The 17,081-nt window shown below is 71.3% G+C and carries 16 protein-coding genes; 5 read left to right on the forward strand and 11 right to left on the reverse strand.

What is annotated here, in order from left to right; translation table 11 throughout:
- Positions 1–99 precede the first annotated feature (99 nt).
- Positions 100–1,452 (forward strand): serine hydrolase, encoded by a 1,353-nt coding sequence (locus AB0J46_RS12005; protein ID WP_364329934.1) that lies wholly within the window; start codon positions 100–102, stop codon positions 1,450–1,452.
- Here AB0J46_RS12005 and AB0J46_RS12010 read toward each other — a convergent pair.
- Genes AB0J46_RS12010 through AB0J46_RS12050 form a run of 9 tightly spaced genes read right to left on the reverse strand, consistent with a single transcriptional unit; the run spans position 1,447 to position 12,843 of the window.
- Positions 1,447–2,985, reverse strand: coding sequence for a glycogen debranching protein (locus tag AB0J46_RS12010; protein WP_364329937.1), 1,539 nt, complete (start codon positions 2,983–2,985; stop codon positions 1,447–1,449). The genes AB0J46_RS12005 and AB0J46_RS12010 overlap by 6 nt on opposite strands.
- Positions 2,986–3,807, reverse strand: coding sequence for a carbohydrate ABC transporter permease (locus tag AB0J46_RS12015; RefSeq protein WP_364329940.1), 822 nt, complete (start codon positions 3,805–3,807; stop codon positions 2,986–2,988). It lies immediately after the preceding gene.
- A gap of 10 nt (positions 3,808–3,817) precedes the next feature.
- Entirely contained in the window at positions 3,818–4,747 is a 930-nt protein-coding gene (locus tag AB0J46_RS12020) for a sugar ABC transporter permease (RefSeq protein WP_364329943.1), read from the reverse strand.
- Between the two features lie 3 nt (positions 4,748–4,750).
- Positions 4,751–6,040 carry a sugar ABC transporter substrate-binding protein gene (locus AB0J46_RS12025; protein WP_364329947.1) on the reverse strand — a complete coding sequence of 430 codons (1,290 nt, stop codon included), beginning with the start codon at positions 6,038–6,040 and terminating at the stop codon, positions 4,751–4,753.
- A gap of 35 nt (positions 6,041–6,075) precedes the next feature.
- Positions 6,076–6,831, reverse strand: a complete 756-nt coding sequence (locus tag AB0J46_RS12030) for an SDR family NAD(P)-dependent oxidoreductase (RefSeq protein WP_352326115.1) — start codon at positions 6,829–6,831, stop codon at positions 6,076–6,078.
- Positions 6,828–8,012: an NAD(+)/NADH kinase gene (locus AB0J46_RS12035; RefSeq protein WP_364329949.1), complete on the reverse strand. Its 1,185-nt coding sequence runs from the start codon at positions 8,010–8,012 to the stop codon at positions 6,828–6,830. Before AB0J46_RS12035 ends, AB0J46_RS12030 begins: the two co-directional genes overlap by 4 nt.
- Positions 8,013–8,015: 3 nt before the next feature.
- On the reverse strand, positions 8,016–9,572 hold the full coding sequence (gene gcvPB / locus AB0J46_RS12040; RefSeq protein WP_364329951.1) for an aminomethyl-transferring glycine dehydrogenase subunit GcvPB: 1,557 nt from the start codon (positions 9,570–9,572) through the stop codon (positions 8,016–8,018).
- Positions 9,569–10,900 carry an aminomethyl-transferring glycine dehydrogenase subunit GcvPA gene (gene gcvPA / locus AB0J46_RS12045; RefSeq protein ID WP_364329953.1) on the reverse strand — a complete coding sequence of 444 codons (1,332 nt, stop codon included), beginning with the start codon at positions 10,898–10,900 and terminating at the stop codon, positions 9,569–9,571. The genes gcvPB and gcvPA overlap by 4 nt, the downstream gene beginning before the upstream one ends.
- Positions 10,897–12,843 carry a beta-galactosidase gene (locus tag AB0J46_RS12050; protein ID WP_364329956.1) on the reverse strand — a complete coding sequence of 649 codons (1,947 nt, stop codon included), beginning with the start codon at positions 12,841–12,843 and terminating at the stop codon, positions 10,897–10,899. Before AB0J46_RS12050 ends, gcvPA begins: the two co-directional genes overlap by 4 nt.
- A 112-nt stretch (positions 12,844–12,955) precedes the next feature.
- On the opposite strand from AB0J46_RS12050, the gene AB0J46_RS12055 reads away from it, so the two are divergent.
- The 4 genes from AB0J46_RS12055 (at position 12,956) to AB0J46_RS12070 (ending at position 15,606) form a co-directional block, all read left to right on the forward strand.
- Positions 12,956–13,594, forward strand: a complete 639-nt coding sequence (locus AB0J46_RS12055; protein WP_352326109.1) for a GntR family transcriptional regulator — start codon at positions 12,956–12,958, stop codon at positions 13,592–13,594.
- Between the two features lie 65 nt (positions 13,595–13,659).
- On the forward strand, positions 13,660–14,631 hold the full coding sequence (locus tag AB0J46_RS12060) for a pirin family protein (RefSeq protein WP_364329960.1): 972 nt from the start codon (positions 13,660–13,662) through the stop codon (positions 14,629–14,631).
- 64 nt (positions 14,632–14,695) lie between these two features.
- Positions 14,696–15,244 carry a MarR family transcriptional regulator gene (locus AB0J46_RS12065; protein ID WP_364329963.1) on the forward strand — a complete coding sequence of 183 codons (549 nt, stop codon included), beginning with the start codon at positions 14,696–14,698 and terminating at the stop codon, positions 15,242–15,244.
- Positions 15,241–15,606 (forward strand): hypothetical protein, encoded by a 366-nt coding sequence (locus AB0J46_RS12070; protein ID WP_364329966.1) that lies wholly within the window; start codon positions 15,241–15,243, stop codon positions 15,604–15,606. Before AB0J46_RS12065 ends, AB0J46_RS12070 begins: the two co-directional genes overlap by 4 nt.
- On the opposite strand, the gene AB0J46_RS12075 is transcribed toward AB0J46_RS12070, so the two are convergent.
- Together AB0J46_RS12075 and AB0J46_RS12080 are read right to left on the reverse strand one after the other, a co-directional pair.
- Positions 15,599–15,937 carry a nuclear transport factor 2 family protein gene (locus AB0J46_RS12075; RefSeq protein WP_364329969.1) on the reverse strand — a complete coding sequence of 113 codons (339 nt, stop codon included), beginning with the start codon at positions 15,935–15,937 and terminating at the stop codon, positions 15,599–15,601. The two genes, AB0J46_RS12070 and AB0J46_RS12075, sit on opposite strands and share 8 nt — an antisense overlap.
- Positions 15,934–17,040 carry a low temperature requirement protein A gene (locus AB0J46_RS12080; RefSeq protein WP_364329972.1) on the reverse strand — a complete coding sequence of 369 codons (1,107 nt, stop codon included), beginning with the start codon at positions 17,038–17,040 and terminating at the stop codon, positions 15,934–15,936. Before AB0J46_RS12080 ends, AB0J46_RS12075 begins: the two co-directional genes overlap by 4 nt.
- Positions 17,041–17,081 lie beyond the last annotated feature (41 nt).

The raw sequence follows: 17,081 nt of genomic DNA on the forward strand, positions 1-17,081 counted from the left end.
CTATGAGGTTAACCGCACATTTGGTACGGACAGCCCCACCTGCGAGGACGGCGGCCCATAGGGTGGGCGCGGGCCAGGCCGCGGCTGTTGGCTGGGCACATGTCTCACTACAGGTTCCCCGCACTGGCCACCGCCGTCATGGCCGTGGCGGTCACGGCCTGCGCGACGCAGCCCGTGCCAGCTCTGGCCACCATCACCGGGTCCGCCACCGCCACGCCGACGGCGAGCGCCGCGGTCGAGATCCCCGACACCCCCGTCGGCCGGCAGCTCCGCTGGCTGCTGGAGGCGGTCACCCGGCTGCCCGTCGGCGACGCCGAGCTGGCCGGGCACTTCGCGCCGAGCTTCCTCGACCACATCCCGCCGGCGCAGCTCAACCAGGCGCTGGCCGGGTTCGGGAACATGCGGCTGGACCGGCTGGACCAGGCCCAGGAGCGGACGTTGTCGGCGACCGTCACGGCGGCCGGCAAGGCGTTCACCCTCGCGCTCGGGGTGGACGGCACCGGGAAGGTCGACTACATCCAGTTCACCGGCGTCGCGCCGGCCAGCTGGTCGGAGCTGGACCAGCGGCTGCGCCAGGCCGCGCCGCGGGCCGGCTTCCTGGCCGCCGAGCTGACCGGCGACGGCCGCTGCCGCCCGGTCCACGCGGTGGCCGGCGAGAAGACCTTCCCGCTCGGCTCGATGTTCAAGCTGTACGTCCTCGGCGCGGTGGCCGAGCGCATCAGGAGCGGCGCGTTCGGCTGGGACACCGAGCTGACGATCAGGCCCGAGCTGAAGAGCCTGCCGAGCGGCGAGCTGCAGAACCGCCCGGACAACAGCAAGGTGACGGTGCTGGAGGCGGCCCGGCTGATGATCTCCATCAGCGACAACACCGCCGCCGACCTGCTGATCCACCAGGCCGGTCGCAAGGCGGTCGAGCGGGTCGTGCGCGCGTGGGGCGGCGACCGGCGCAACGTGCCGTTCCTGACGACCCGGGAGCTGTTCGTGCTCAAGGGCGCCGACTACCCCCGGCACACCGAGCGGTACCTGTCGCTCGGCACGTCGGCGCGCCGCGGCTACCTGGCCGGGGTCGTGGACAAGGTGCCGCTGTCGAAGGTGCGGCCGTGGGCCGAGCCGCGCGACCTGGACCGGCTGGAGTGGTTCGCCACGCCCGCCCAGGTCTGCCGCGCCTACAGCGGGCTGGCCCGGCTGAAGGACGCCCGCGTCGGCGAGGTGTTGTCGATCACCGACGCGGGGCTGCGGCTGGACAGGAACCAGTGGCCCGTCGTGTGGCACAAGGGCGGCTCTGAGCCGGGCCTGCTGGCCATGAGCTTCCTCGCCCGTACGTCCGCCGGCCGGACGTACGTGGTGTCCACGACGGCCGTGAACCCGGACGCCCCCTTCCAGCAGGGCCCGGTGGCCCTGGAGCTGCTGGTGCTGACGCGGGGGGCGTTCGGGCTGGTCAAGTCCTCATAGGGCGGCGTGGGCGAGGTCGACGAACAGGGCCGAGGACCAGCCGAAGCCGGTCGTGGCGCGGCCCGCCCGCCGTCCCGTGAGGGGGTTCCAGTACTCGTACAGGCCGCCGCCGTCGCGCACCATGGCCAGGGTGCGGGCGGCGAGCTCGGCGGCGACGTCCGGGCGGCCCGAGCGGCGCAGGCCGTCGATCAGCAGGTAGTTGACGTTCAGCCAGACCGGGCCGCGCCACATGGCGTCGGGGTCGAAGCGCGGGTCGTCGAAGGCCACCGTGGGGACCGGCCGCTCGCCCCAGAAGGCGGGCGAGGTCAGGTCCTGGACCAGCCGGTCGGCGATCTCGGCCGGGAGGCGGCCGGTGAGCAGCGGCATGAGGTCGAGCGGCGTCCGCACGTCGGCGTCGGCCGCGCCGGCGACCTTGGTGACGAAGCGGCGGCCGTTCCAGCGGCGTTCGACCATGCGGTCCACGAGCGCCTGGGCCCTGGCCCGCCACTCGCCGGGGTCCTTGCCGAGCGCGGCGGCGATGTCGCCCAGGCGGTCGTACTGGAGGGCCAGGTAGGAGTTGAGGTCCGGGGGCTCGGCGCGCGGGCCGCCGTCCCAGATGGGGCTGTCGTCCAGGCCCGAGGAGTACGGGTGCAGGTACTCGGCCAGGCCGTCGCCGTCCGGGTCGGAGTGGGCGAACCACCACTGCTGCGACCTGACCAGCGGCTCGTAGACCTCGGCCAGGAAGCCCGGGTCGGGGTCCACCTCGTGGATCTTCCACACCGCCCAGGCGGTCAGCGGCGGCTTGGTGACGGGCACGACGTGCCGGATCGGCTCGCCGCCGACGTGCTGGGCCAGCCGGGCCAGGTCGGAGCGGGGCAGGTCGGTGGTCTCTGCGAGCACGCCGTGGTCGTGCACCACGTCGGGGATCAGGCCGTCGGGACGCTGGTTGTCGAGCAGGATGCGGATCTGCTCCCTGGCCAGGGCGGGGTCGGCGTGCCGCAGGGCGATGGCGTGGAAGTAGGAGTCCCAGTTCCACAGGCCGACGTAGCCGTACTTGGAGGGGATGAGGGATTCCCTGCCCTGGATGCGCACCAGGTTGACGGCCAGCGTCCACCAGGCCTGCTCGGCGCGTTCGCGCAGCTCGCCGGGGACGGCGGGCATCCGGGCGAACCAGGCGGCCCAGCGTTCGGCGGCCTCGGCCAGCACCTTCGCGCCGTCGGTGACGGTCCGCTCGCCGGCGAGGGTGACGCAGCCGTCCACGGCCGTCTCACCGCCGTCCCAGACGGCCCTGGCGCCCTCGCCGACCGCGACGAGGGTGTCGGGGTCGGCGAAGGCCAGGGTCACGTCACCGTCGAACTCCACCCGGTGGGGCAGCGCCCGGCGCACGCGCAGCTCCCGGGAACCGGCGTAGAACCGCAGACCGGCGCGGACGGTCGTGTCGTCGAGCCGGGTCTCGTAGAGCGCTTCGGCGACGCGCAGCGAGCCGTCGTCGGCCGCCATGACGAGCAGCCGCGAGCCGCGCTCGGTGAAGGGACGTTCACGCAGGTCCAGCACTTACTTTCCTCCCAGGCCGGAGGCGGCCATCGAGTTGATGATCTTCCGCTGCCCGATCAGGAACGCGATCAGCGTCGGCACCACGGCGATCGCCGAGGCCGCCAGGATCTGCCCGTAGTCGGTCGCGCCGTGCTGCTGGGCGAACTGGCTGAGCAGCAGCGGGACGGTGAACAGCTCCGGCGTGTTCAGGAAGATCAGCGGGAACAGGAACGAGTTCCAGGACGCCAGGAACACGATGATGCCGAGCGCGCCGAGCCCCGGCCGGATGTTGGGCAGGACGATGCTCCAGAAGCACCGCCACCGGCCCGCGCCGTCGATCCTGGCCGCCTCCTCCAGCTCGATCGGCACCGCCCTGATGAACTGGCGCAGCAGGAACACCGCGAACGGGTTCGCGATCGTCGGGACGATCAGCGACAGGTGCGAGTCGATCCAGCCGAACTTGGCCAGCATCAGGTAGAGCGGCACGATCGTCACCTGCGCCGGCACCATCTGCGTGGCCAGGAACAGCACGAACAGCACGCCCGAGCCCCTGAACCTGATCCGGGCGAAGGCGTAGGCGGCCATGGCCGAGGTGAGCAGGGTGAGCACCACGTTGAGGGCGGCGATGTAGAAGCTGTTCCAGTACGCCAGCCCGAACGGCATGGTCGACAGCGCGTCGGGATAGTTCTGCCAGGTCCAGGGGTCCGGCAGCCAGGCGGTCGGATCGTTGATCATCTGCCGCACGCCCTTGGCGGAGGTGAACAACATCCACACGAACGGGAACAGCATCAGCAGCCCGCCGACCGTGAGCGCGGCGTGCAGACCGATCTGCCGTGATCTCATGCGTACCGCCTCACGAGTCGTAGTGGACGAAGCGCTTCTGCGCGGCGAACTGGACCAGTGTCACGAGCAGCGTCAGCACCAGCAGGATCAGGGCGGCCGCGCTGCTCGGCCCGAACTCGAACTTCTTGAAGCCGAGATCGAAGATGTGGTACACGATCGTGCGCGCGCCCTCGTTGTCCTTGGGGTCCACCAGCACGTAGATCTGGTCGAACGCCTGGAACGAGCTGATCACCGCGACCACGCTGGAGAAGAAGATCGTGGGCGACAGCAGCGGCAGCGTGACCGACCGGAAGATCCGGAAGGGGCTCGCGCCGTCGATCCGGGCGGCCTCGACGACCTGCGGCGGGATGGTCTGCAGCCCGGCCATGAAGATCACCACGTTGAGGCCGAGCGAGGACCAGATCGTCACCACGGCGATCGCCACGATGACCCAGCCGGGGTCGAGCAGCCAGTCGGGGCCGCTGACGCCGAACCAGCGCTGGAGCGAGGTGTTCAGCACGCCGTTCTCGTCGCCGGCCAGGATGACCTGCCACATCAGGGCGACGGCCACCGAGCTGGTGACGACCGGCATGAAGTACACGACCCGGTAGACGTTGCTGCCCTTGATGCTGTTCAGGGCGACCGCGATCAGCACCGCCAGGGCGAGCCCGAACGGCACGGTCAGCAACGCCAGCTTGACCGTGTTCCACACCGCGCGGCCGAACAGCGGGTCGGTGAGCTGGGCGGCGAAGTTGGACAGCCCGGCCCACGACTTCTCGCCGAGCCCGTCCCAGTTCATGAAGGCCAGCACCACGGCGAACCCGAGCGGGATCACCAGGAACACCACCAGCGCGCCGACCTGCGGCGCGAGGAAGATCGCGGCCCACCAGCCGTCGCGGTCGCGCAGCTTCTTGGCGGGCCGCGCGGCGGTCTTGCCGCGCGGCCCGGCGAGCACGGCCATCCGCTAGCCCAGCTTGCCGTCGACGAGGGTCTGCAGCTCGGTCATGCCCTGCTCGAAGCCGAGCTTGCCCTGCCAGACCTTCATCAGGTGATCGTTGATCGAGGCGGTCAGGCCGGGCACCGCGACCTCTTCGGGGTAGTTCGCGAAGCCGGTGTCCCGCACGTCGAGGAACGTCTGGGCGTGCGCGGGGTAGTTGCCGGCCAGCACGACCTGCTCGGCGCCCTTGATCGAGGGCACCGCGCCGCCGTCCTTGAGCCGCAGGAGCTGGCCCTCCTTGCTGACGAACTCCGTCAGGAAGGTGAAGGCCTCCTTGGGCTGCTTGGTGCCCTTGTTGAGCGACAGGTAGGAGGCCGCCACGGCGCCGGGCATCGGCTCGCCGGTCTCGGACGGGAACGGGACGATGTCGTAGTTGTCCAGCTCGCCGCCCTTCTTGACGATGTCGATCACCCAGCGGCCGCCGGCGTAGAAGCCGACCTTGTGCTTGATGAGCTGGGTGTTCCCGCTGTTGCTCGCGGGCTGCAGGTCCGCGCTCAGGAACGTCTTGTCCTGGTAGCCCTTGGCCAGCGTCTCCAGCGCCTTGCGGGACTTGGGGTCGGTGGTGGCGACGAACTTGCCGCCGTCCCAGACCTTGCCGCCGAAACCGGAGATGACCGAGTACGTGGATCCGTACCAGTTCCAGTAGACGGACCCGCCCAGGCCAGCGGCCTTGAGCTTGGCGTTCATGTCCAGGTACTTGGCCATGGTCCACTGCTTGGACGCGTTGAGGGTGGCCGGGTCCTCGGTGATGCCGGCGGCCTTCAGTGCCTTCTTGTCGTACCAGAGGACCTCGGGGTTGGTGTCGTTCGGGACGCCGTAGATCTGGCCGTCCTTCTTGGCGCCGCCGTACACGCCCTCGAAGAAGTCCTCGGGCTTGCTCTTGGAGTCCGGGCCCGCGAGCTGGTCGTTGAGCGGCGAGACGACACCGGCGGAGACGAACTTGCCGATGTTGTCGTCGCCCACGAAGAACACGTCGGGAGCCGTGCCGCTGGTGAGCTGGGCGAGCAGTTTGGGGTGGTAGTCCTCGTACTTGGCGACGGACTCCAGCTTGAGCTTGATGTTGGGGTGACGCTGCTCGAAGTCCTTGGTGAAGGACTCGTAGAGCTTGACGTCCTCCGCCGATCCCCACGTGGACCAGCGGATGGTGACCTGCCCTGCGGCGGCGTTCCCGCTCACGCCTGGAACGTTCCCGCCACCGCCGCTGCAGGCGGTGGCGGCGGTGGCGAGCAGACCCAGTACGGCCAGCGCACGCTTCATGATGGGCTCCTTCGGGGGGGTGGTGCTGTTGGGGGCTACGCGAGCCCGCCGCCGTCGACGACGAGAGCGGAACCGGTGACGTAACTGGCGGCGTCGCTCGCCAGGAAGAGGACGGCCTGGGCGATCTCCTCGGGGCTGCCCGAGCGGCCCATCGGCCGGTCGGCGGCGTCGGCCTCGAAGGCGGCCCAGTCCTCGTTGAGCTGACGGGCCTCGTCCCGCAGCATCGGGGTGTTCGTGTCGCCGGGGTTGACGGAGTTCACCCGGATCCCGGCCTTGGCGTGGTCGATCGCCAGCGCCCTGGTCATGTTGACGACGGCCGCCTTGGAGGCGCAGTAGGAGATCGCGTTCCCGCCGCCCTTGAGGCCCCAGCCGGAGCCCGTGTTGACGATCGAGCCGCCCTCCGTCATGAGCGGGATGGCGTGCTTGCACATCAGGAACACCGAGCGCACGTTGACCGCCATCACGCGGTCCCACTCGTCGGCGTCGAGGTCGAGCGCGGTGGTGCGGCGGATGATGCCCGCGTTGTTGAACAGGACGTGCAGACCGCCGTAGGTGTCCACGGCCGTGCGGGTGATGCGCCGGCAGTCCTCCTCCGCGGACACGTCCCCCTGGACGGCCACCGCGGCCGCCCCCGTCCGCGTGATCTCCTTGGCCGTCGCCTCGGCCCCGGCGCCGTCGATGTCGGCGACGACGACCTGGGCGCCCGCCTCGGCGAAGAGCAACGCCGTCGCCCGGCCGATGCCGGAGGCACCGCCGGTGACGATCGCGACCTTGCCATCGAGCCTGTTCATCCGTAGAACTCCTCACTTGCCGCACAAATGCGATAAATCGTGCTTTCGCGGTATCCGGTGATCACCCGTACGTGCCCGGCCAGCTTCCGGTCCAGTTCCTGGTCCCCGCTGTCGGCCAGCAGCGGCCGTCCGCCGAGCCCGGCCAGCTTCTGCTGGGTGGCCAGCACCACCAGCCGGTCGCCGGACCCGTCACCGAGCACCTCGTCGAGCACCCGCGGCGAGACCTGCTGGTTGCCGCGGCCGAGCACGAAGCCCTGGCCGCCGATCACCGACAGCACGATGACCGTCTCCCGGCCGCGTACCAGTTCGAACAGCTCCCCCTCGGTCACGTCGGCGGCCACCAGGTCGGCGCCACCGCCCGCGCGGGCCTCGATCACGTCCACGCCGAGCAGCGTGGTGGCGAGCCCGAGCTCCCTGCCCACCGCCGCCGTGGTGGCGCCGGGACCGAGCACGTAGCGCGCCCCCGGCCGCAGCCGGGCCGCGACCTCCCGGGCGATGCCCTCGACCGTGGCCGGAGCCACGTCCGAGGAGCCCGCCTTGCGTCCCGACAGGGCCGCGCGGCCTGCCGGGACGCGCAGGCTACCGTAGAGCCGGGGGCTGACGAGCCCGCGGCGGTAGCGCTCCTCGTCCAGGTCCACCACCTCGGCCTCGACGCTGTCCGGCCGGGCCAGGAAGTCGGCGGCCACGAACCCGGCGGTGGCCGGGCTGAGCGCGAAGCACCCCGAGTACACCTTGACCCCGGCCGGGATCCCGAGCACGGGCGGCGCCTGGCCGCCCAGCTCCCGCACGGCGTCGAGCACGTCGCGCGCCGTGCCGTCGCCGCCGGCGAACAGCAGCAGGTCCACGCCGGCGAGCGCGGCGACGGCCGCCCGGGTGTCCGCGGCCGTGCTCACGTCGTCGTCCTGGACGCCGGAGGGCGCCAGCTCGTACGGGACCGCGGCGGCGCGGGCGCTGTCCTCGCCCATCGCCCCCGCCACCGTCACCAGCCGGGCCCCGGGACGGCGGGCGAGCAGCGTGGCGACGGCCTGCGCGGCCCGCCGCCCGGCCCTGGGCTCGGCGCCCTTGGCCAGGGCCGCGCGCTGCACGTCGGCGCCGTCGCTGCCCTTGAGCCCCACGGACCCGCCCAGCCCGGCGACCGGGTTGACGACCAGCCCGATCACGCCGTTCCCTCCGGACGTCATGGCTCAGCCGCCCGCGGCCAGGTGCTTGCGCACGTACGCCCGCCAGGTCGGCGCCCACTGCTTGGGGTCGTCGAGCGGCGTCGGGTCGATCTTGTGGATCGTCTGGTTGTACGGCGCGCCCTTGACGAACTCCGGATCCCGCCGCGCCTCCGAGGCGACGTGCTCCAGGATCGCCGCGTACTCGTCCAGGTCCTCCCGCGAGTACGACTCCGTCGGCTCCAGCGTGAACGGCTCCGGCACCAGGTACGGGTGGTGGCTGGTCCAGTAGTGGACGCCGAAGTCGGCGGCGCGCACGCCGATCTCCTCCGAGTGCACCCCCGTCTCCTCCGACAGCTCCTGCCAGGAGTAGCGGACCTGCTCGATCCGGCGCTGGTTCCACGGCGCCGAGGCCCCGGGGATCTGCAGCACCTTGTGCATCAGGTAGTTGTTGTTCAGCGCCGATGTCTCGGCCACCTCGCGCAGCCCCTTCGCGCCCAGGGTCATGATCCAGGCGTAGGCGCGCACGATGTTCGGGGTGACGCCGAGGAACGGCCGGATCTTGCCGACGCTCTGCGCGGGCGTCTCCAGCCCGTAGGAGTCGCCGTCGAAGGAGACGACCGGGCCGGGCAGGAACGGCTCCAGCTCCGGCGAGACGCCGCAGGCGCCGGCCGCCGGGCCGCCGCAGGCGTGCGGCGTGGAGAACGTCTTGTGCAGGTTGAAGTGGCACAGGTCGAACCCGGCGTCGCGGGCCCTGGTGATGCCGAGGATGCCGTTGGCGTTGGCCTGGTCGTAGCAGGCCAGGCCGCCGACCTCGTGCACCAGGTCCACGAACTCCTTGATCCGGGAGTTGTAGATGCCGGTGTCCTCGGGGTTGGTGATCATCAGGGCGGCCGTGCGCGGGCCGACGGCGGCGCGCAGGGCCTCGATGTCGGGCAGGCCGTTGGCGTCCGGCATGAGGGTGATGACCTCGTACCCGGCGACCTTGGCGCAGGCCGCGTTCGAGGGGTGCGAGAACATCGTGGTGATGACCTGGTCCCGGTGGCTCTCGCCGCGGGCGGCGTGGTAGGCCCTGATCATGGCGATGTTGGCGTAGATCGCCGCCGAGCCCGAGCCGGGCTGGAGCGACACCCGCGACATGCCGGAGATCTCGGCCAGCATGCGCTCCAGCCGCCAGTAGACCTCCAGCACGCCCTGCACGGTGTCCTCGTGCTGCAGCGGGTGCAGCTCGGCGATCGCGTTGGCGAACTGGTCGTTGACCTTCGGGCTGTACTTCATCGTGCAGGTGCCCTGGCCGATGTCGATGTTGAGGTCGACGCCCAGGTTCTCCTGCGACAGCCGCAGGTAGTGCCGTACCACGTGCGGCTGCGCCATCTCGGGCAGCTTCGGCGGGGTGGCCCGCCCGACGCCCTCGGGCAGCTCGACCTTCGGCGCGCCCGGCTCGGGCACGGCTATGCCGCGGCGGCCGGGGCTGGACAGCTCGAAGATGATCGGCTCGTCCCAGCGTGCCTGGTGGAAGCGGCGCAGCGGCGGCTTGGGCGCCACCGGCAGTTCCGCGAAGGACTCGGCTCCGTGCCCGCTCATGCCTGCACAACCTCCTGTACGGCTGCCGCGAGCCGGTCGATGTCGTCGATGGTGTGGCGTTCGGTCACGCAGACCAGCACCGTGCGCTCGTCCAGCGGGACGCCGCCGTAGATGCCGCGCTCGCGCAGCGCGGCGAGCAGCGACGCGGAGTCGGCCACCTCGATCGCGAACTCGCGGAAGTGCACCGAGCCCGCGTGCCGGACGGTGACCGACCGGCCCAGGGCGTCCATCGCGTACCGGGTGCGGGCCAGGACGGTCTCGCCGAGCTCCTTCATGCCCTGCGGGCCCATGAGCGCGAGGTAGACCCCGGCCGTGATGCCCCACAGGGCGGCGGCCGTGCCCACCCATTCCTTGCCCTCTTCGCGCAGGGCGAAGGAGGTGCGGTCGTAGAAGACGTCGCCGAAGCCGTACTCGCCGGGGACCTTCGTCGGCGCGATGCCGAACAGGCGCGAGGGGAACTCGGCGACCAGCGGCTCGTGGTCCTGGGTGGCGATGTAGCCGGCGTGGCCGCCGCCGTAGTTCTGGTGGATGCCGAGCGACTGGATGTCGCCGCAGACGATGTCGGCGCCGTAGGAGGCCGGCGGGGCCAGCACGCCCAGGGAGATGGGGTCGGCGCTGACGACCAGCAGCGCGCCGGCGGCGTGCGCGTGGTCGGCCAGCTCCCGGCCACGGGTCTCGACGACGCCGTAGACGTTCGGGGTCTCCAGGTACAGGGCGGCGTAGGAGTCGTCGAGCGCGACCTCGCCGATCTGCCCGTCCTCGGCCACCGGGGCCAGCTCGATGGTGATGTCGGGGGCCAGGAAGTCACGCAGCTTGCTCAGCTTGTCGGCGCCGATCGCCCCGGTGACCAGCACCTTCGACCGCTTGGTGTAGCGGCAGGCCATGCGCAGCGCGGTGCCCGAGGCCTGGAAGCCGTCGTAGGTGGGGACGTTGACGACGTCCATCTCCAGCAACTCGCCCATCATGCTGACGTACTCGAACAGGGCCTGGAAGCGGCCGTGGTCCTCGTACGGCTCGCCCGCGTACGCGGTCAGGAACTCGCTCCTGGAGTTGACCTCGTCGCAGACGGCGGGCACGTGGTGCGGGTAGCAGCCGTGGCCGAGGAAGCTGAGCGCCTCCTCGGTGTCGGTGTTCCGGGCGAACAGCCCCTTCATGTGGCGCACCAGGTCGCGCTCGGCGGTGAACGGCGCCGGCAGGTCGAGGGGCCGGTCGAGCCGCAGCTCCGAGGGGATGTCGGCGTAGAACTCATCGACGCTCGACGCGCCGACCGCCGCGAGCATCTCGGCTCGTACGCCCGGCTCGGCGTTGGGTATGTACGGGTGCGTCACTTGTCTCCTTCGATCCTGAGCACGACGGCGTCGCGCGGGGCCAGCTCGATGCCGCCCCGCAGTTCGGCCCCGGTGAGCAGGTCCGTCCCCGGGTGCGGGAGCGTGACCGGCTGCGGGGCGGTGGTGTGGTTGAGGAGGAACAGGTGGCCGCCCCTCCTGACGGCCTCCACGCCCTGCGGCACGTCGATGCGGTCGATGCCGTCCAGCAGCGGCTCCAGCACCGGCGTCACGTCGTCGAGCAGGCAGCCGACGTAGGTGGCCGTGCCCTTGCGGGTGACGGCGGGCAGGCCGTCCAGGTCGCCGCCCTCGAACAGGGCGACGGGCTCGGCGCCTTCCAACCTGATCCACTCGGCCCAGGTGCGGGCCTCGCCGAGGCCGGTGCGCTGGACGTCCCCGTCGGCGAGCGGCCAGAACTCCTCCACGGCGATGCCGAGCAGGTCGCCCAGCGGGCCGGGCGCGCCGCCCTCGTGCACCTGGTCGCTCTCGTCCACGACGCCGCTGAACGGGCCCACGACGAGCCTGCCTCGGTACGCCTCCAGCGCCTTGGCCTGCTCGGCGGTGCACATGTACAGGTTCGGCGCGATGACCAGCTCGTACGGCGACAGGTCCCGGCCGGGCGGCACGAGGTCGACCGCGATGCCCCGGGCGTGCAGCGGGGCGTACCAGGCGAGCAGCAGCTCCTTGAGCCTGAGCCGGTTGGACGGCATGGACTCGGGGGCCTCCAGGGCCCACCAGCTCGGCCAGTCGAGCACCAGCGCGACCTGGGCGCGGGTGTCACTGCCCGCGACCTCCGACAACCGCCGCAGGTCGGCGCCGAGCGCCAGGGTGTCCCGCCAGCCGCGGGTACGCGTCCCGCCGTGCGGCAGCATCGCCGAGTGGAACTTCTCGGGGCCGTACTTGGCCTGGCGCCACTGGAAGAACATCACGCCGTCGGAGCCGTGGGCGAGCGCCTGGAGGCTGTGCAGGCGCATCATGCCGGGCGGCTTGGGGACGTTCACCTCGCGCCAGGACACCGCGGACGGCGCGGACTCCAGCAGCAGCCAGGGCCCCTGCCGCAGCGAGCGCATGAGGTCGTAGCTGAGCGCCACCTGCACGTGCGAGGTGGGGTCGGCCGGGTCGGGGTAGGCGTCGTCGCTCACCAGGTCCTCGGCCGCGGCCCACTTCCAGTAGTCGAGGCCGTGCAGGATGCTCATGAAGTTCGTGGTGACCGGGACGTCCGGCGTGATCGCGCGCAGCGCCGCCTTCTCGGCCAGGAACAGCTCCAGGAGGGCGTCGCTGCAGAAGCGCCGCCAGTCGAGCAGTTGGGCGGGGTTGACCGGGCCCGGGGCCGTCCTGGGCGGCTCGACCTGGCCGAAGGACGTGTAGTGCTGGCCCCAGCAGGAGGTGCCCCAGGCGGCGTTGAGGCCGCCGACGGTCGCGTACCGCTCTTCCAGCCAGCGGCGGAAGTGGGCGGCGGACTCGGGGCAGAAGCACTCCAGCGTGTGGTCGGCGTACTCGTTGCCGATGTGCCACATGGCCAGCGCCGGGTGGTCGCCGTAGCGCTCGGCCATCGCGGTGGCCAGCCGTACGGCGTGCTCGCGGTAGACCGGCGAGCTCGGGCAGTAGCCCTGCCGGGAGCCGAACTCCAGCCGCACGCCGTCGGCGTTGACCGGCAGCATCTCGGGGTGCTCGCGCACCAGCCACGGCGGCGGCGTCGCGGTCGCGGTGGCCAGGTCGGCGGCGATGCCGTGCTCGTGCAGCAGGTCGATGACCCGGTCGAGCCATCCGAAGTCGTAGACCCCGCGCTCGGGCTCCAGGCGCGACCAGGAGAACACCGCGACGGTCGCCATGTTGACCCCGGCCTCGGCCATGAGCCGCGCGTCCTCGGCCCACACCTCCTCCGGCCACTGCTCGGGGTTGTAGTCCCCGCCGAACAGCAGCCCCGGTATCCGGGTCAGCCCCACTCGAACTCCTCGATCATGCAATGTAATATTTTGTATGCCGAATTCATAGTGCAGTATTTTGCATCACGTCAAGGGTTAAGATTCGGTTGTCCTGAACGAGAGGGAGTCCCCCATGCCGATCGAGCGGCGACCGTTGCGTGAGCAGATCAGGGAAGAGCTGCTGAGCCGGCTCGACCGGGGCGACTTCGCCGCCGGCACGGACATCAACGAGGCCTCCCTCGCCGCCGACCTGGGCGTCAGCCGCACTCCCCTGCGCGAGGCGCTGATCACGCTGGCGGGCGAGGGCGTGCTGGAGAGCAACCAGGGGCGCGGTTTCCGGTTCGCCCCGGTGAGCCGGCGCGAGTTCCGCGAGCTGTGCGAGATCGTGGCCGCCCTGGAGTCGCTGGCCCTCGACTGCTCCGACCCGGCCCACCTGCGCTCGATCGCCCCCGACCTGCTCAAGCTGGCCCAGGACTTCCCCGACAACGTGGCCGAGCAGCAGGTCATCGAGCGCCACGACGACGAGTGGCACGACCTGCTGCTGAGCGGCTGCCGCAACGAGCGCCTGCTCGACCTCATCACCAGCGTCAAGGCCGGCATGCGCCGCTACGCCCACCTGATCGCCGGTGACGACGCGCCCCTGGAGCGCGAGGCCGCCGAGCACCGCCGCATCGCCGAGTTCCTGCTGGCCGACGAGCCGGCCAAGGCCGTCCAGGCGCTGCGCGACAATTGGATCAACGGCATGGAACGGATGATGTCCCGCATCCCGTGACGCGATGGAATAGTTGAAATCTCAACTTGGTTGCATGGGGCAGATCCCGCTGGAAGGAGCGCGACATGCCCGCCGTTACCGTTGAGAACCCGCTCACCCTCCCCCGCGTGCCCGCGCCCGTGGCGGGGGTCCCCGAGCGGAAGGTGCTCGCCGTCGAGACCGCGCCCAGCGGGTTCGAGGGCGAGGGCTTCCCCGTGCGCCGCGCCCTGGCGGCGATCAAGCTCGAATACCTCGACCCGTTCGTGATGATGGACCAGATGGGCGAGATCGACTACGCCGCCGGTGAGCCCAAGGGCACGCCCTGGCATCCGCACCGCGGCTTCGAGACCGTCACGTACATGATCGACGGCGTCATGGAGCACCTCGACTCCAACGGCGGCGGCGGCACGATCAGCAACGGCGACACCCAGTGGATGACGGCCGCCTCCGGCATCCTGCACAAGGAGGCGCCGCCGGAGTGGCTCGTGCAGAAGGGCGGGCTGTTCCACGGCATCCAGCTCTGGGTCAACCTGCCGGGCGCCAAGAAGATGATCGCGCCGAAGTACCAGGACATCGGGCGGTCCAGCGTCGCGCTGCTGAGCAGCCACGACGGCGGCGCGCTGGTCCGGCTGATCGCCGGCGAGCTGGCCGGGAACCGCGGTCCGGGCAGCACGCAGACGCCAATCACGCTGCTGCACGCCACCATCACCCCGGGCGCGCGGCTGACCCTGCCCTGGCGCAAGGATTACAACGCCCTGGTGTACGCCCTCTCCGGCCGCGGCACGGTCGGCGCCGAGCGGCGTCCGCTGCACGGCGGCCAGCTCGCGGTCTTCGACGGCTTCGGCAACCGGCCGGGCCTGACCACCCTGGGCGAGACCATCACGATCGAGGCCAAGGACACCCTCGACGTGATCGTGCTGGGCGGCGAGCCGATCGGTGAGCCGGTGGCCCACCACGGCCCGTTCGTCATGAACACCCGCGCCGAGCTGGTCCAGGCGTTCGAGGACTTCCAGGCGGGCCGCCTCGGCACGATCCCGGCCGAGCACGCCCACTCCTGACCGTCCTGCCGTGAAGGCCCGTGCGTTCCGCACGGGCCTTCACGTTTTCTGGTAGACATTCATTGTGAAGGACGTACATAAATTTGACCAGGAGCCGGACGGCTCCCTCTTCGACCCGCGGGCCAGGGCGGCCATGAGCGAGTTCGCCGGCGGCGGCGACACCGCGGCCTTCGAGGCGGCCGCCGCCGTGCGGACGGCGTACCAGGCGGTCGAGCGCATGCGCGCGCACGGCAGCGAGGGCCGCGGGCTCAGCTCGGGCGCGATGGACGTCCTGCTGCGCCTCGGCGCGGCGGGCGCCGGCGCCGGCATCAGCATCGGCGACCTGGCCCAGGCCGCCGGGGTCAGCTCGCGCAACGTGACCGGCCTGGTCGACACCCTGGAGCGCGACGGCCTGGCGCGCCGGGTCCAGGACAGCCGCGACCGGCGCTCGGTGCTGGCCGTGATCACCGACGAGGGCCGGGCGTGGATCGAGGCGTTCCGCACGCCGTCGCAGATGGCGATGCGGGCGATGTTCCAGGGCTTCTCGGCCGCGGACCTGACCGCGCTGCGGCACCTGTGCCTGCGGCTGGCCGACAACCAGCAGCGGCTCGCGGCACACCTGGAGGGACGATGACGGGCACCCGCGAAGTGGTCAGGGCCTACCACGAGGCCAGGCTCCGCGGCGACGTGCCGGCCGCGGCGGCGTTGATCGGCGAGGACTTCTCGTTCAGGAGCCCGTTCGTCTCCTCCTCCGACCCCGCCGGCCACCTGGCCGGCATCGAGGCCCTGGTGAGCGTGGTCACCGGCGTCGACCTGATCAGCGAGCTGTACGGCGAGTCGGAGGCGACCCTCGTCTACGACCTGCACACCGCCACACCGGCCGGCACGCAGCGCACCGCCGAGCACTTCGAACTCGGTCCGGACGGGCGGATCCGGACCATCATGTTGATCTTCGACGCCGCGCCCTGGCAGCCGATGGCGGCGGCGATCAGGTGAGCGGCAGGGCGGCGGCGGTCTGGCGCCAGATCCTGCCGTCCCTGACGACCAGCGTCCCGAACGTGGTGACCCGGTTCCCGCCCACGGTCATGACCGCGTTGTAGAAGATCACGTCGTCCTCGACGCGCAGCGACGTGATCTCCTCCACCCGCGGCCCGGCCGCCAGGTAGGCGGTGAACAGCTCGCGGATCTCCGCGGCGCCCCTGGCCGCCCGGTCGAACCGGACGACCACCGCCTCGTCGTGGTACTGGGCGAGCAGCGCCGCCAGGTCGCCGTCGGCGATGGCGGCGAGCTGGCGGTCGAACACGTCCTGGGTCGCTTCCTGGGTCATGGTGTGCCTTCCGGGGAGGGGCGCAGCAGGTCGTGGCCCACCTGCGCGGCGCCGTACAACAGCAGGAGCGGGAGCGCCGCCGCGACGGGCAGTGCGGAGGAGGCGAGGGCGAGCGCGGCGGCGGCCAGCCGGACGGCCCCCGCCCGGCGGTCGGCCGAGCACAGATGCTGAAGGCCGAGCACGGCGAAGACCACGGCGGCCGGCACCCCGACGGCCCAGCTCGCCCCCGACGGGTGCATGATCGCGTGCTCGATCCCGATGCCGAACGCCACCAGGCCCATCGACAGCGGCAGGTGCGAGTACACCCACACCTGCCCGGCCAGCTTGGTGCGCAGCACGACGGACTCGTCGACGTGGTCGAAGTACAGCCACCAGAAGGCCATCGCGATGGCCACCCCGGCCAGCGCGACCAGCAGCACGGACGGGGTGACCTCGTGCCCCTTGAGCCCGGTGACCACGGCGGCGACCACCTCGCCGAGCACGATCACGACGAACAGCCCGAACCGCTCCGGCAGGTGCTCGCTCTGCGGCGGGAGCCGGCTCTGGTGGCCGCGGCTGAGCAGCGGGGTGGCCAGGTCGATCACCAGCGCCACGGCCCACAAGGCGTACCGCTGCGGCGGATCGACGGCGAGGGAGGCCAGCCAGATGACCGCGGCGACGCTGAACCCGGCCGCGTACCGCACGGTGAGCGGTCTGGCCTCGGGGACGTGCCGGCCGGCTCTGAGGTAGGCGACGACCAGCAGGATCCGGGCCGCGGCGTAGGAGATCGCGAACAGGGCCGAACGTTGCTCGATGTCGCTGACACTGGCCGCCATCGTGGCCACCGCGAGGATCTGCGGCAGCGCGAGCAGGCGATGGCTGACGTCGTCGGTGTCGAACCGGTTGGCGTAGAAGACGTAACCCGCCCAGGACCACCAGACCGGCACGAACAGGCCGACGAAGGTGAGGACGCGACCGGCGTCGGCCCCGCCGGCGAGCACGTCGGCCAGCTCGGCGACCGCGACGACGAAGACGAGGTCGTAGAGTAGCTCCAGCCAGGTGGCCCGGCGGTGCACCTGCTCGAACAACCGTAAACGGGGCGGCTGCCACTGGCGGCTAGTCAACGCGGGACCTCCACAATATGTAATTGTGTAATTATGCACGC

The organism is Nonomuraea sp. NPDC049758 (assembly GCF_040674635.1).
Taxonomy (GTDB): Bacteria; Actinomycetota; Actinomycetes; order Streptosporangiales; family Streptosporangiaceae; genus Nonomuraea.

What these genes read in the sequence shown, in the direction of transcription:
- AB0J46_RS12005 (WP_364329934.1), top strand. Translation starts at nt 100, where the DNA reads ATGTCTCACTACAGGTTCCCCGCACTGGCCACCGCCGTCATGGCCGTG.
- AB0J46_RS12015 (WP_364329940.1), bottom strand. Translation starts at nt 3,807, where the DNA reads ATGAGATCACGGCAGATCGGTCTGCACGCCGCGCTCACGGTCGGCGGG.
- AB0J46_RS12020 (WP_364329943.1), bottom strand. Translation starts at nt 4,747, where the DNA reads ATGGCCGTGCTCGCCGGGCCGCGCGGCAAGACCGCCGCGCGGCCCGCC.
- AB0J46_RS12025 (WP_364329947.1), bottom strand. Translation starts at nt 6,040, where the DNA reads ATGAAGCGTGCGCTGGCCGTACTGGGTCTGCTCGCCACCGCCGCCACC.
- AB0J46_RS12030 (WP_352326115.1), bottom strand. Translation starts at nt 6,831, where the DNA reads ATGAACAGGCTCGATGGCAAGGTCGCGATCGTCACCGGCGGTGCCTCC.
- AB0J46_RS12035 (WP_364329949.1), bottom strand. Translation starts at nt 8,012, where the DNA reads ATGACGTCCGGAGGGAACGGCGTGATCGGGCTGGTCGTCAACCCGGTC.
- gcvPB (WP_364329951.1), bottom strand. Translation starts at nt 9,572, where the DNA reads ATGAGCGGGCACGGAGCCGAGTCCTTCGCGGAACTGCCGGTGGCGCCC.
- AB0J46_RS12055 (WP_352326109.1), top strand. Translation starts at nt 12,956, where the DNA reads ATGCCGATCGAGCGGCGACCGTTGCGTGAGCAGATCAGGGAAGAGCTG.
- AB0J46_RS12060 (WP_364329960.1), top strand. Translation starts at nt 13,660, where the DNA reads ATGCCCGCCGTTACCGTTGAGAACCCGCTCACCCTCCCCCGCGTGCCC.
- AB0J46_RS12070 (WP_364329966.1), top strand. Translation starts at nt 15,241, where the DNA reads ATGACGGGCACCCGCGAAGTGGTCAGGGCCTACCACGAGGCCAGGCTC.
- AB0J46_RS12075 (WP_364329969.1), bottom strand. Translation starts at nt 15,937, where the DNA reads ATGACCCAGGAAGCGACCCAGGACGTGTTCGACCGCCAGCTCGCCGCC.